Below are 12,576 nucleotides of genomic sequence, written 5' to 3' on the forward strand. Positions count from 1 at the left end.
AGTGCGGGAACTAGACAGCTCCACTCTCGACCGGGAGGTCCTCACCCGTCTATCGCGTCACACCTCAACCAACGTCCCTGGGCAGCACAGCTAGCGCGCAATCTCATCGTTGCGGTCCCAATCCGCTGGCCACTCCTGGCGTGCGGCATCAATCCAGACATCGTCATCCCCCGGCCAGGAAGAGGGTCGCGCGGGACCCGCGTAAAGGAACTCACTCGTGCGGTCTGTTGCGCCGATGCCCAGCACCCACCCACTCGGAAGTATGCGCCATCCTCGCCAACGGGTCCTGTCGGGCGTCGTCTCGACGACGACCCCGTGATCGTCCGGTAGCTCGTACCTGGAGAGGGGACGGAGCATATCGTCTGTCCGCTCCGCGCCCCAGAAGCGGTTTCCCTGCCGCTCATACCACCCAGATTGACAGGTATGGAGCCAGCGAAGGGCCTTCTTCGTACCGTTGAACTCGCGCCGATCTAGCTGAGCACCCGTAGAGTCGGCACCGACCGCACCAGCTAAGGCATCCAGAGTCTGTACTTGATCGAGCGCCTTCGCCTCACGACGATCCAGATCATCTTTCACGTTACGCGCATGGTCGACCGCTCCCAGGAAGGTTCGGTCTCCGGTGAGGCGCAAGTGCGGACCGCTGAAGGCCTTCGCAGTTCGGAGCGAAAAGGACAGCCCGACGAGAATGCCCGCCTTCTCTCGCCAATCCACGTCGTCGTTCAGCCGGGAAATGCGAGAGAGGATTCCCTCGACGGCCGCCACGTAGGCGAACCCGTAGAGGAAAGGGAACAGCGCGAGTGGGAGCCAGACCGCCATGAAGAGTTGGAGGAAGAGTTCCTTCTGATCGAGTGTCGTCCACTCGGTCACCAAGCGGATGGTGCTCCATGTGATGAGACCGATTCCCAGAGCTACGAGGGCGAAGTTGACGCATCCGGATACTGCCTTCTGACCGGTGCTCGGGTCGATGCGCTGAACGGCAACTTGCATCAGCACAAGCAGTATCAGCACCATCTGAAGCAGGATCTCGGCCCACAAGGGAAGCGGACTCAGATTGACGTAGAAGGCGACGAATGCGGAGAGGCCAAGCGCTTCCTTGGCCACGTTTCGGAGCAGTAGTCCTCCCGACTTGTTGTTCAGCGCGCGAAACAGCAGTGGCAGACCAACGACGAGCGCGCTGAGGATCGTGTCCTTCAACAGCGAGAGTTGCCACAGGCCGATGGCCGACGCACCAAGCACGCACAGACTCACCCATGCGAAGTAGGCGAGCAGAACCCCGATGACATGGCGGTTCCAGAGCGCCTTCCCAACGGCGGCAAAACCGCTAAGAAGACCGGCGCGCGTTTTCGGGTTGGCTAGCCCCGCGACAACGAACATCGCAAGGACAATCGCCGTCGCGAGTTCACGTTCGTTGAGCACTGGGCCTCCGCCGTTGACCGTAGCAGACTCCAGATTGGCCCCGGATTGGCAGAGCCGATCTGAGATGCGAAAAGTCCCGGTCGGAATATGCCTTCTGACCGGGACTTTTCTGAGGGTGCACCCCCTGGGACTCGAACCCAGAACCCACTGATTAAGAGTCAGTTGCTCTGCCGATTGAGCTAGAGGTGCGTTCCGTCGGCCGCCGGATCTTTCGAGAAGATCACTGGCGAACCGAGGGACAACGCTACCATCCCGAACGTCTCACCGCGAATCGAGGCCCCGAGTGACCCCTATCCTTGAGGGTGTGACCTCCCCCGCCACCGCGTCCGCCTGGAGCACGCCCTTCGACGGCGACCTGACAGACGATCTCCGGCTCGCGTTGCGCCTTGCCGATGCGGCGGATGCCGTGACGATGGCGCGCTTCGATGCCGCCGATCTCGACGTCCAGGTGAAGGCCGACGCCTCCCACGTCACGGAAGCCGATCTCGCCACCGAGCGTGTGCTCCGCGAGCTGCTGTCGACCGAGCGGGCCGGCGACGGCATCCTGGGCGAGGAGTACGGCACCTCGGGCGACGCGGCCCGGCAGTGGATCATCGACCCGATCGACGGCACGGCCAACTACCTCAAGGGCATCCCCATGTGGACGACGCTCATCGCACTCGCGGTCGACGGCGTCCCCCGTGTCGGGGTGGCCAGCCAACCCGCCCTCGGGCGACGTTGGTGGGCGGCATCCGGCCAGGGCGCCTGGACCAATACTCCCGACGGCGGCACGCGCCGCCTGGGCGTCTCGGGTGTCGACGCCGTCGCCGACGCGAGCGTGAGCTTCCAGTCCATCGCGCAGTGGGACGAGGTCGGCCGCGCCGCAGATCTGCTCCGCCTCAGTCGTGCGGTCTGGCGAGACCGCGGCTATGGCGACACCTGGCCGTACATGCTGCTCGCCGAGGGCCGTCTCGAGTTCGTGGCGGAGTTCGGGGTCAAGGAGTACGACATCGCAGCCCTCGTGCCGATCATCCATGAGGCCGGCGGCCGGTTCACCGACATCGACGGAGCCGACTCGCTGTCCTCACGCTCCTCACTCGCGACCAACGGGCGCCTGCACGACGACTTCCTGTCCCTCCTCGGCGCTTCGTCCGCCACCTCCTGACCGATCGGACCCCCGCCGATGACACGTGCTCGTCTCGCGCCCCTCGTCCTCTCCGCCGTAGCCCTGGCGTCCGCGCTTGTGCTGAGCGGCTGCACGTCGGCCGCACCTTCGGCCGATCCGACCACGACCGGTAACGCCGTGTCGCCCACTCCGACCGAGGCGCTGCCCGGGCCGACGCCGGACGCATCGGCCACGGCGGGAGGCGCCGTCACCTGCGACAGCATGATCGTCTCCGACACCCTCGCTGAGTTCAAGACCAAGGGCTGGACCGCCAAGCAGACTCCGTTCACCTTCGAGACCCAGCCGCCCAGCGCACCGATCGGCGGCGGCCTGATCTGCACCTGGGCGAACTACTCGGTCGCCTCCGGCAACCTGATCGAGTTCGGTTGGGCCCCCATCAGCTCGGCCGATGCCGAAGAGGTCTCCGCGCAGCTCGAGAAGGAGGGCTGGCGCCGCGAAGCGGGCGAGTCCGGCTTCTACATCACGCAGGATCCGTCCCGCGTCATCACGGTCGACGACAAGGGCTATGGCATGACGTATCTCTTCGGCGACGGCTGGGTCGCGGTCTCCGACACGAAGCAGAACCTGCTTCTCATGCCGGCCACCGCCGACTGACGGCATCCCCGCCGGACCACACCACACGACTCGCGGTCGTTCCACAGCTTCCCAGCGACCCCATAACCCGCGCTGGCGATACCCATCAGCCCCCGTCAGCACAGGTTCATCCACCGTTGCGGTGCGCGCCGCACGCACCCCGCAGTCTGGTTCTTCGTCCGCCCCCTCGCCGTGCCCGAACGGCGTGCGCGAGGCCGGACGAACCATCCCCCGACTGTAAGGAAAACAGTGATCACGCACCGCACCCGACGCGGAATCCTTGGCCGACTCGGCGCGACCACCCTCGTCGCCGCCGCCGTCGTCTGCTCCGTCGGCCTCAGCGCCACCAGCGCCAGCGCCGACGACTCCTCCAACCAGCCCCCGCTGACCGCGAAGGACCACGCCATCACCGACGTCCCCGGCCTCGTCAACGGGCGTGAGCTCGGATCGTTCACCGGACTCAACGGCCAGCTGGTCAACTCTCCGCGCCTTTTGCGCACCGAGTCCCTCGACAAGATCAGCAGTGACGGCGCCGCCACCCTGGCAACCAAATACCACGTGAACCTCGTCATCGACCTGCGCACGGCCACGCAGATCGCGGCGAAGCCCGACGTGCCGGTCCCCGGCGCGAAGTCGGTGAACATCTCCATGTTCGGCGCCGACGGCAACTACCCCGACGACACCGTGATGTACCACGACCTCGTCGACAAGGGCTACAACGGCCCGAACGATCGCGGCCCCATGATCACGGCCTACGCGCAGATCCTCCGACTCATCGCCCAGGACACCACCGGCACCGTCCTCATCCACTGCTCGCACGGCATGGACCGCACCGGCACCGTGATGGACCTCCTGTACAACATCCTCGGCGTGAGCGAGTCCGACGTCCTGCACGACTACCTGCTGTCGAACACGCAGCTGAAGGTCGGGTGGGCGACGCCCCAGCTGCTGCAGGGCACATTCGAGTCCGACGTCACCTCGAAGTACGGCGGCATCGACTCGTACCTGCGCAAGACCATCGGCCTCACCGACCAGGACTTCGCCGCGCTGCGCACGAACCTGCTCGTCTCGAACGACGCGTCCGCCTCGTCGATCACCGTCGACGGCATCTCCGTCCCCCTGGATGCCGCGGCCACCACGGCCGGCGCCACCATCACCGACCCGCAGACCGCGCTCGCGGCCGGGGACGTGACGGTGACGACGACGAACCCGAATGCCACGGCATCCACCACGGTGTCAGGTCGCACGGCGACCATCACGGTCACCGCTCAGGACGGCACCACCGTCGACCGCTACGTCGTGAACGCGGCCCTGCCCGCGCCGGCGGGCGGCACCTCGACGCCCGTCGCGGCCGCGGCGGCCGCAACGACGAGGGCCACGCTGCCGGAGACCGGCGGCGACGACACGGCCGTGGTGCTCGTCGGCGGCATCGGCGGGGCGTTGCTCATCGCCGGCGGCATCCTGCTCATGCGCCGTCGTACGAAGCGCACGGCGGGCTGACACCCGCAGACGACGAAGGCCCCGGCATCCATCGATCGGATGCCGGGGCCTTCGCCTGTGACAGTGACGTCGTGGAGCTGGGGGGAATCGAACCCCCGTCCAACGCTGAGATACTGCGTCTTCTCCGGGCGCAGTCTGTGAAGACGTTCTGCTCGGCTCCGACCTTTGTCACAGACACCTAAGTCGACGAGCCCAGCCTGGGAAGAGTCCCGTGTGACGTCCAGGCGCCGTCACACAGCAAGACCCCTAGATGACGCCAGGGTCCGTGGCGGGGTCACACACGGTCTGACGGACTATCGGGCTCGCTTAGGCAGCGAGGGCGAAGTCAGTGCGCTTGGATTCGGCACTTGTAGTTTTGCAGAGATCGTTTACGAGATAACCCTGCATCCTCGGCCCGCTTCTCGCAGATTCACAGACGCTGTCGAAACCGATCAGCCCCTTGTGCGTCACGGCGACGTGCCGTGCGGCGAGTGAGCCACTGTCACGCTGTGGAGTTGTCCCTCGGATGCCGTCGGCACCCGAGCATTACAGTTTACCCCATGAGCGAGCTCACGATCACCGTCCGAGGAGAGAGCCACACCCGTGTGCTGCCCGAGCGTGCGGTCGCGCACGTCACGGCATCCGCCGACGGGCCCGAGCGCGCGGACGTCGTCGCGCGGGTGTCCGGCCTCACCGAGCCGGTTCGCATCCACCTGGCCACGCTCGCATCGGCGGGCACGATCGCCGACTGGTCGAGTCAGCGCATGTCGGTATGGGCCGACCGGCCCTGGAGCAGCGAGGGCCGGCAGCTCGACCTCGTGCACCACGCGTCCGTGGAGATCACCGCGACCTTCGCCGACCCGGGCTCCCTCTCCGACTGGCTCAACGACATCGCAGCGGTCGACGGGCTGCAGGTGGGCGCGGTCGACTGGCAGCTCACGCCCGAGACCCGCGCTCGCGTCGAGCGGGAGGTCGCGACGGATGCCGTCGCCGCCGCCGTGGAGCGCGCCTCCGCCTATGCCGCGGCGATCGGGCGAAGCGAGGTCGTACCGGTCGAGATCGCTGATCTGGGGCTGCTGGGCGCGGCATCCTCCCCCACCCCCGCGCCGCGGATGATGGCGAAGGCCGCGGCGGAGTTCGATCGCGCCGCCGCCGTCGAGTTCCGCCCCGACGACATCGTCGTATCGGCGGGCGTCGAGGCCCGCTTCATCGCACGCTAGGTCGCGGCATTTCGTGCGGCGCGCGCCGCACGGCGTCGCACCGACTCCGCAGAATCACACCTACTCCGCATCCAGCCGCGTCTCCGGCTGCGGAGTTCGCAACATTCTGCGGAGTTCGTGGGGACTACTCGCCGCGGAGGTTGCGACCGCGCATCGCGCGCTCGGCCTCGCGCTTGTCTTCACGCTCGCGGATCGTCTGCCGCTTCTCGTACTCGCGCTTGCCCTTTGCGATCGCGATCTCGACCTTGGCCCGACCGTCGGAGAAGTAGAGCTTGAGAGGAACCAACGTGTACCCGCCGGCGCTGACGGCGTGCGACAGCTTGACGATCTCCTCCTTGTGCAGCAGCAGCTTACGGGTGCGCTTGGAGGCGTGATTGGTCCAGTGGCCCTGCGAGTACTCCGGGATGTGCACGGCGTCGAGGTAGGCCTGTCCGCCGTCGATGTAGGCGTACCCGTCCGACAGGTTCGCCCGCCCCTGACGCAGCGACTTCACCTCGGTACCCGTGAGCACGAGGCCCGCTTCGTACGTCTTCTCGATGGTGTAGTCGTGGTGCGCGCGACGGTTGGTCGCGACGACCTTCTCCCCGCGTTCCCTGGGCATGGCTGATCCTCTGTGCTGGATGGCGTTGTTCCGCCGATGGACGACGGGATGCCGCGGACACGGCAGCCCGTCAGTCTATCTCACGCCCGCAGCCACCGGCGGATCGCGAAGCCTGCCGACAGCGCCGCCAATACGAGGCCGATGACGACGATGATGGGGATGACGACGGCGGCATCCCTCATGTCGATCCATTCGGTGATGAAGCTCACCCGTCCCTTGAGGTATTGCCCCACGCCGAAGTGCACGCCCACGACGATCGCCGCACCCGCCATGAGCGAGCCGATGAACGCGGCGAAAACGCCCTCCAGGATGAACGGCGTCTGGATGAACCGGTTGGAGGCACCGACGAGTCGCATGATGCCGACCTCGCGTCTTCGCGCGTAGGCCGACAGCCGGATGGTGGTCGCGATGAGCAGAACGGCGGCGATGAGCATCAGCACGGCGATGCCCACGGCGATGTACGTCGCGATCGTCAGGGCGGAGAACAGCGGCTCGAGATACTGCAGCTGGTTCTTCACCTCTTCCACCCCGGCCATCCCGTTGAACGCCTCGGTGATGACGTCCGCCTTCTCGGGGTCGATGAGGCCGACGAAGTATGTGTTGCCCAGCTGCGCAGGGGTCACATAGTCCTTGTACTCGTCGCCGTAGAGCTTCAGCAGGTTCTGATAGGCCTCGTCTGAGGACTCGAACCGCACGTCGCGCACTACCCCGCTCAGCGCGGAGCTCGACAGCCGCTGCGACACCTGATCGATCTGCTCCTGGGTCGCCGCGCCGTCGGCACACGTGGTCGCCGTCGAATCCTCGCGGCACATCAGCACGGAGACCTGGGCCCGGCCGGACCAGTAGTCCCGCATCTTGCCGATCTCCATCTGCATGAGCATCGCGGCCCCGACGAACGTCAACGACACGAAGGTGACGAGGACGACCGAGATCACCATCGACGCATTGCGACGCAGCCCCGTGAGCGCCTCGCCGAGAATCAACTGCAGTCTCATGAGGTCGGTCCCACTTCGTCGTTCTCGTCTGCTTCTCGGCCGCGGCGGTCGGCAACCCCGAGCTTGCCGAGGTCGATGTCACCGACGCCGAGCTCGCCGAGGTCGACCTCGGGGGCGGCGATGGTGATGGGGCGCGTGAGCGGCACAGGCTCCCCGCTCGCCGGAAGAGGCGTGGGGCGCTGCATGGCCGGGCGGGGGGCTGCGTCGGCGGGCGTCGCGGACACGGGGGCGGGTGCTGCCGGACGCGTGAGGGGCGGGGTCGCCGCGGCATCCGGCGCCGTCGGAGGCGCCGGGACGGGCTCGACGGGCGCTTCCGCGATCTCTCGCTGCAGTTCGAGCACCGCGGTCAATGCGGCTGTCGCCGCCGCGCCGCGTTCCATCTGCGGTTGCAGCGACGGCAGCGAAGAGGTGTCGCCGTACCCGCCGTGGCGGTCGTCGCGCACCATCACACCGCCGCGCAGTTCGATGACGCGGCGCTTCATCTGGTCAACGAAGCCGGCCTCGTGCGTCGCCATGACCACCGTCGTGCCGCCGGCGTTGATGCGGGCGAGCAGTTGCATGATGTCGATCGAGGTCGCCGGGTCGAGGTTTCCGGTGGGCTCGTCGGCGAGGAGGATCTGCGGACGGTTGACGATCGCCCGCGCGATGGCGACGCGCTGCTGCTCACCGCCGGACAGTTCATGCGGCAGCCGCTTCTGCTTGCCGTCCAGGCCGACCAGGGCGAGCGCTTCGGGGACGGCCTGCTGGATGAACGCGCGGGACGCGCCGATGACCTGCAGCGTGAAGGCGACGTTCTGGAACACGGTCTTGTTCGGCAGAAGACGGAAGTCCTGGAAGACCGAACCGATGTGCCGACGGAAGTACGGAACCTTGCGCGTCGAGAGGGTCTTGAGGTCGCGACCGAGCACGACGACGCGGCCCTCGCTCGGGCTGTCCTCCCGCAGGATCAGGCGCAGACAGGAGGACTTTCCCGAGCCGGACGCGCCCACGAGGAAGACGAACTCCCCGCGCTGCACCTCGAAGTCGACGTCGCTCAGCGCCGGCTTGCTGGTCCCTCGGTATTTCTTGGTGACGTGCTCGAACCGGATCATGACTCGACGAGCCTACGTCGCCGCTCTCCGGATGCCGGGTGCGACACTCGCCGCGTGTCGACTGCCCACCCGATAGCGTGGCCGTGTGCGCATGCTCGATCTGAATCTTCCTTTCGCCGTGTCCACGTTCGGCGCCCCCGACGCTCCCCCGCTCGTCGTCCTGCCCGGCGGCCCGTGCCGTGACCCGGAGTACCTGGAGGATCTCGCCGGCATCGGCGAGAGCGCGCACGTCATCGTGCTGCACCCACGCGGCACGAGCCGAACCGGCGGCCTGTCACGCGGATGGTGGACGGATGCCGACGACGTCGTCGCTCTGCTCGACGCGCTTCACCTTCCTTCGGCCTCCGTGCTCGCTCATTCGGCCGGCACGCGGCTCGCGCTGGCGACCGCGACGCGCTACCCGGGCCGCGTCGCGTCCCTGGCGCTGATCACTCCGCCGGCGACCTGGCTCTCCGGATCGCCATCCGACGCCGCGACCATCGGCGCCGCCCGCACCGAGCCCGAGGCCGTTTCCGCGCTCGCCGCGCTGGGCGAGGACACCGCGACCACCGACGCCGGCTTCGCCGAGCAGTTCCAGCGTCAGGCGCCGGCCGGCTACGCGAAATGGACGGAGCGTGAGCGCGACCATGCCCGCGTCGGGCGGGTGTCTCTCGCCGCGGCATCCGCGTGGTTCGACGACATTCCGGGCGATGCGGCCGAGCGCATCCGCTCGGCGTCTCTTCCACCGATGACGGTCATCGCCGGCGACGCCGACCTGCTCACCGGGGTGCAGCCCGTGGCCGACTATGCCGCGACGATCGGGGCCGAACTCGTCTGGCTCGCCGCGTGCGGCCACTACCCCTGGGTGGAGCAGCCCGCCGCGTTCCGCGAGGCGGTCACGACATGGCTCCGCCGCGACTGATCAGTCGTCGTCGTCCTTGCGCTTGCGCCAGCGGATGCCGGCGGCGATGAGACCGTCGAGGTCACCATCGAAGACGACCGCGGGGTTGCCGACCTCGTAGCCGGTGCGGAGGTCCTTCACGAGCTGCTGGCCGTAGAGGAAGTAGGAGCGCATCTGGTCGCCCCAGCTGGCCGTGATGGTACCGGCGAGCTCCTTCTTCTTCGCGGCCTCCTCCTCGCGCTTGAGCAGCAGGAGGCGGGTCTGCAGCACGCGCATGGCGGCGGCGCGGTTCTGGATCTGGCTCTTCTCGTTCTGCATGGAGACCACCAGGCCCGTCGGCAAGTGGGTGATCCGCACGGCGGAGTCGGTCGTGTTGACCGACTGGCCGCCCGGGCCCGACGAGCGGAAGACGTCGACGCGGATGTCACCCTCGGGCACCTCGACCTCGACGGCCTCTTCCAGCGCGGGAATGACCTCGACGGCGGCGAACGACGTCTGACGCTTGTCGGCACCACCGAAGGGGCTGATCCGTGCGAGACGATGGGTGCCGGCCTCGACCGACAGGGTGCCATAGGCGTACGGCGCGTCGACCTCGAACGTGGCGGACTTGATTCCCGCGCCCTCGGCGTACGAGGTGTCCATGACCTTGACGGTGTACTTGTGCCGTTCGGCCCAGCGCAGGTACATGCGAAGGAGCATCTCGGCGAAGTCGGTGGCGTCGTCGCCGCCCGCGCCGGAGCGGATCGTGACGACCGCGGGACGGTCGTCGTACTCGCCGTCCAGAAGGGTCTGCACTTCGAGCTGACCGATGACCTCCTGCAGCGCGGCGATCTCGCGGCGCGCTTCTGCGGCGGTGTCTTCGTCGTCCATCTCGTGCGCCATCTCGACGAGAACCTCGAGGTCGTCGAGGCGCTGCTCGACGTCGGTCACGCGCTTGAGGTCGGCCTGACGGTGGCTGAGAGCGCTCGTGACCTTCTGTGCCTTCTCGACGTCGTCCCACAGGTCGGGGGCGCCGGCCTCCTCGGACAGGCGCGCGATCTCCGCACGCAGCCCCTCGACGTCGACCACCGCCTGGATGTCGGAGAAGGTGGAACGCAGGGCCTGGATGTCGGCGGAAGGATCGAAATCAAGCATGACACTCCAGACTAACGTGGATCGGGTGACCTCCCGCGTGCCCGACCCTGCGTCTGCACCCGGAATGGGCCCGATGCTCTGGCGTCTCGCGCCCATGATCTACGGTCCGACGGTGCTCTTCGCCCTCGGCGAGGGCGCCGTGGTCCCGCTCTTTCCGGTGATCGCGGCGCAACTGGGTGCCGACGTGCCGACCGCGGCGCTCGTGGCATCCGCCCTCGTCGTCGGCCAGCTGTGCGGCAACATTCCGGCGGGGTGGGCCGTGAGCCGCATCGGCGAACGGATGACGATGATCATCGGCGGCGTGCTCGCGCTCGGCGGCGTGGCCGGCATGCTGTTCGCCCCGAGCCTGCCGGTGCTGGCCGCGTCCGTGTTCCTCATCGGATTCTGCGCGGCTGCGTTCGGCCTGGCCCGGCACTCCTTCATGACGACGCGCGTGCCGGTCGCCTACCGGGCCCGGGCGCTGTCGCTGCTGGGCGGCACATTCCGCCTCGGCATGTTCGTCGGGCCGTTCGTCGCCGCCGCGCTGATCGCGATCTTCTCGGACGAGCACTCGACGGTCTGGTTCTTCGGCGTATGCCTGCTCGCCACGATCGCCCTGCTCGTGTTCGGCCCCGACCCGGAGGATGCCGTGCCGGTCCCCCGCGTCACGCGTTCGTCCGGCGACCCGCGGCTCGCCGAAGACACCGGCGAGCCGGTCACGGGGTCGATTCCCGTGCCCGAGCGGGTCGGGGTGTTCCGGACGATGTGGCGCTTCCGCGGCGTGCTGTCGCGACTCGGGCTGGCGGCAGCATGCCTGTCGGCGGTCCGTTCGGCGCGCCAGGTGGTGCTGCCGCTGTGGGGCGTGTCGATCGGGCTCGACGCGCAGACGATCGCGCTCGTGGTCGGCATCTCGGGCGCGATCGACTTCGCCCTCTTCTATGCGAGCGGCCAGGTGATGGACCGCTTCGGCCGCCTCTGGGCCGCGCTTCCCGCGATGGTGCTGATGGGCTCGGGCTTCCTCGCACTCGCGTTCACGCACGATCTCTCGCAGGCGGCGATGTGGTTCGCGCTGTTCGCCGCGGTTCTCGGCGTCGGCAATGGGCTCTCCAGCGGCATCCTGCTCACGCTCGGCGCCGACGTCGCGCCGCAGGACGACCCGGCGGCCTTCCTCGGGTCATGGCGGACGCTGACGGATGCCGGGGGTGCCATCGCTCCCCTGCTCGTCTCGGCCATCGCGGCCGTAGTGTCGCTGTCGGTCGCCACCGGGGTGATCGGCGTGATCGGGCTCGCGGGGGCAGCGGGCTTCATCCGATGGGTGGCGCGGTTCGTGCCGCGCACGCGGTGAGTGCGCGCCGCGGAGCGCTGCGGCAGGATGACGGGATGAGCCCGTACACCCGCCCGTCGATCGCACCGCAGGTGTTCGTCGATGCCGACGGACAGGTCATCGACTACGGGCACCGGTGGTCCGACTCGCCGCCGACCGAGGCGTATTCGGTCACCGTGCATCCGGAACGCTACGCGCCGCTGCACGCGGTAGCCGCGGCGCTCATCGACCATCTGCGGCTCACGTACGACGTCGAAGTCGACGAAGGTGCGCACGTCGTCGCCGACCTTCTCGTAGCACCGAGCTGGGATGTGCCGCGCGCGGTACGGGTGCGCCCCCGCGATCCGAAGTGCGCTGCGCTGACATTCGTGTTCACGGCCTTCCCGGGGGTGATAGTGCACGCCGGCCTGCTGCACGACTTCCCCTATCCGCTGTGCGGATGCGACGCCTGCGACACCACGTGGCAGCGCGAGGCCGACGAGCTGGAGGAGCACGTCTTCGCCGTCGTCAGCGGCAACTACAGCGAGAGCGTCGAGCGGCGTGACGGAGAGCCGGCGGCGTGGTACCAGGTGCGATTCGCCAACGGCTCATCCGGTGGTTCGTCGAGCATCAGCACCGTGGCTCCGGAGCGCCTCGAGGCCGCGGCCGTCACGCTGCCGGACCTGCCGTCGGGGTGGAGACCCTGGCCGCTGCGCCACGCGGCAGAGGCATGACGAGGA

The 12,576-nt window shown here is 68.1% G+C and carries 12 protein-coding genes, 1 tRNA gene and 1 other RNA gene; 7 read left to right on the top strand and 7 right to left on the bottom strand.

Going from position 1 to position 12,576, the window contains the following annotated elements; translation table 11 throughout:
* Positions 1 to 90: 90 nt before the first annotated feature.
* Positions 91 to 1,416 (bottom strand): hypothetical protein, encoded by a 1,326-nt coding sequence (locus tag DEU37_RS13600; RefSeq protein WP_147424884.1) that lies wholly within the window; start codon positions 1,414 to 1,416, stop codon positions 91 to 93.
* A 116-nt stretch (positions 1,417 to 1,532) separates the two neighbouring features.
* A tRNA-Lys gene (locus DEU37_RS13605) sits at positions 1,533 to 1,605 on the bottom strand.
* Between the two features lie 115 nt (positions 1,606 to 1,720).
* On the opposite strand from DEU37_RS13605, the gene DEU37_RS13610 reads away from it, so the two are divergent.
* The 3 genes from DEU37_RS13610 to DEU37_RS13620 all read left to right on the top strand — a co-directional run bounded on the left by DEU37_RS13610 (position 1,721) and on the right by DEU37_RS13620 (position 4,654).
* Positions 1,721 to 2,560: an inositol monophosphatase family protein gene (locus DEU37_RS13610; protein WP_183043692.1), complete on the top strand. Its 840-nt coding sequence runs from the start codon at positions 1,721 to 1,723 to the stop codon at positions 2,558 to 2,560.
* A gap of 18 nt (positions 2,561 to 2,578) precedes the next feature.
* A complete protein-coding gene (locus DEU37_RS13615; protein ID WP_121191164.1) occupies positions 2,579 to 3,175 on the top strand; it encodes a nitrate ABC transporter substrate-binding protein in 597 nt (198 codons plus the stop codon).
* A 228-nt stretch (positions 3,176 to 3,403) separates the two neighbouring features.
* Entirely contained in the window at positions 3,404 to 4,654 is a 1,251-nt protein-coding gene (locus DEU37_RS13620; protein WP_121191165.1) for a tyrosine-protein phosphatase, read from the top strand.
* Positions 4,655 to 4,723: 69 nt separating this feature from the next.
* Here the strand turns inward: DEU37_RS13620 and ssrA are convergent.
* Positions 4,724 to 5,093, bottom strand: a transfer-messenger RNA (tmRNA) gene (gene ssrA, locus DEU37_RS13625).
* 100 nt (positions 5,094 to 5,193) lie between these two features.
* Between ssrA and DEU37_RS13630 the strand changes: the two genes are divergently transcribed.
* A complete protein-coding gene (locus tag DEU37_RS13630) occupies positions 5,194 to 5,853 on the top strand; it encodes an SIMPL domain-containing protein (RefSeq protein WP_121191166.1) in 660 nt (219 codons plus the stop codon).
* 124 nt (positions 5,854 to 5,977) lie between these two features.
* On the opposite strand, the gene smpB is transcribed toward DEU37_RS13630, so the two are convergent.
* The 3 genes from smpB to ftsE form a co-directional block, all read right to left on the bottom strand.
* Positions 5,978 to 6,454: an SsrA-binding protein SmpB gene (gene smpB, locus DEU37_RS13635; RefSeq protein ID WP_005055097.1), complete on the bottom strand. Its 477-nt coding sequence runs from the start codon at positions 6,452 to 6,454 to the stop codon at positions 5,978 to 5,980.
* 80 nt (positions 6,455 to 6,534) lie between these two features.
* Positions 6,535 to 7,449 (bottom strand): permease-like cell division protein FtsX, encoded by a 915-nt coding sequence (gene ftsX / locus DEU37_RS13640; RefSeq protein WP_121191167.1) that lies wholly within the window; start codon positions 7,447 to 7,449, stop codon positions 6,535 to 6,537.
* The gene (ftsE, locus tag DEU37_RS13645) at positions 7,446 to 8,540 is read right to left on the bottom strand and encodes a cell division ATP-binding protein FtsE (RefSeq protein ID WP_121191168.1); all 1,095 of its coding nucleotides are present in this window, start codon (positions 8,538 to 8,540) and stop codon (positions 7,446 to 7,448) included. The genes ftsX and ftsE overlap by 4 nt, the downstream gene beginning before the upstream one ends.
* A gap of 91 nt (positions 8,541 to 8,631) precedes the next feature.
* Here ftsE and DEU37_RS13650 point away from each other — a divergent pair, with 91 nt between their 5' ends.
* The gene (locus DEU37_RS13650) at positions 8,632 to 9,441 is read left to right on the top strand and encodes an alpha/beta fold hydrolase (RefSeq protein ID WP_121191169.1); all 810 of its coding nucleotides are present in this window, start codon (positions 8,632 to 8,634) and stop codon (positions 9,439 to 9,441) included.
* Here DEU37_RS13650 and prfB read toward each other — a convergent pair whose 3' ends face one another.
* Positions 9,442 to 10,554 carry a peptide chain release factor 2 gene (gene prfB / locus DEU37_RS13655; protein WP_121191170.1) on the bottom strand — a complete coding sequence of 371 codons (1,113 nt, stop codon included), beginning with the start codon at positions 10,552 to 10,554 and terminating at the stop codon, positions 9,442 to 9,444.
* 73 nt (positions 10,555 to 10,627) lie between these two features.
* Here prfB and DEU37_RS13660 point away from each other — a divergent pair, with 73 nt between their 5' ends.
* Positions 10,628 to 11,878 (top strand): MFS transporter, encoded by a 1,251-nt coding sequence (locus DEU37_RS13660; RefSeq protein ID WP_121191171.1) that lies wholly within the window; start codon positions 10,628 to 10,630, stop codon positions 11,876 to 11,878.
* Between the two features lie 35 nt (positions 11,879 to 11,913).
* On the top strand, positions 11,914 to 12,570 hold the full coding sequence (locus DEU37_RS13665) for a DUF6226 family protein (RefSeq protein WP_121191172.1): 657 nt from the start codon (positions 11,914 to 11,916) through the stop codon (positions 12,568 to 12,570).
* Positions 12,571 to 12,576: the final 6 nt, after the last annotated feature.

The organism is Microbacterium sp. AG790, from assembly GCF_003634765.1.
In the GTDB taxonomy this organism is placed as follows: domain Bacteria; phylum Actinomycetota; class Actinomycetes; order Actinomycetales; family Microbacteriaceae; genus Microbacterium.

Bases quoted from the DNA above. Each gene is read 5' to 3' on its own strand.
- DEU37_RS13615 (WP_121191164.1), top strand. From the start codon at position 2,579: ATGACACGTGCTCGTCTCGCGCCCCTCGTCCTCTCCGCCGTAGCCCTG.
- DEU37_RS13630 (WP_121191166.1), top strand. From the start codon at position 5,194: ATGAGCGAGCTCACGATCACCGTCCGAGGAGAGAGCCACACCCGTGTG.
- smpB (WP_005055097.1), bottom strand. From the start codon at position 6,454: ATGCCCAGGGAACGCGGGGAGAAGGTCGTCGCGACCAACCGTCGCGCG.
- ftsX (WP_121191167.1), bottom strand. From the start codon at position 7,449: ATGAGACTGCAGTTGATTCTCGGCGAGGCGCTCACGGGGCTGCGTCGC.
- ftsE (WP_121191168.1), bottom strand. From the start codon at position 8,540: ATGATCCGGTTCGAGCACGTCACCAAGAAATACCGAGGGACCAGCAAG.
- DEU37_RS13650 (WP_121191169.1), top strand. From the start codon at position 8,632: ATGCTCGATCTGAATCTTCCTTTCGCCGTGTCCACGTTCGGCGCCCCC.
- prfB (WP_121191170.1), bottom strand. From the start codon at position 10,554: ATGCTTGATTTCGATCCTTCCGCCGACATCCAGGCCCTGCGTTCCACC.
- DEU37_RS13660 (WP_121191171.1), top strand. From the start codon at position 10,628: ATGCTCTGGCGTCTCGCGCCCATGATCTACGGTCCGACGGTGCTCTTC.
- DEU37_RS13665 (WP_121191172.1), top strand. From the start codon at position 11,914: ATGAGCCCGTACACCCGCCCGTCGATCGCACCGCAGGTGTTCGTCGAT.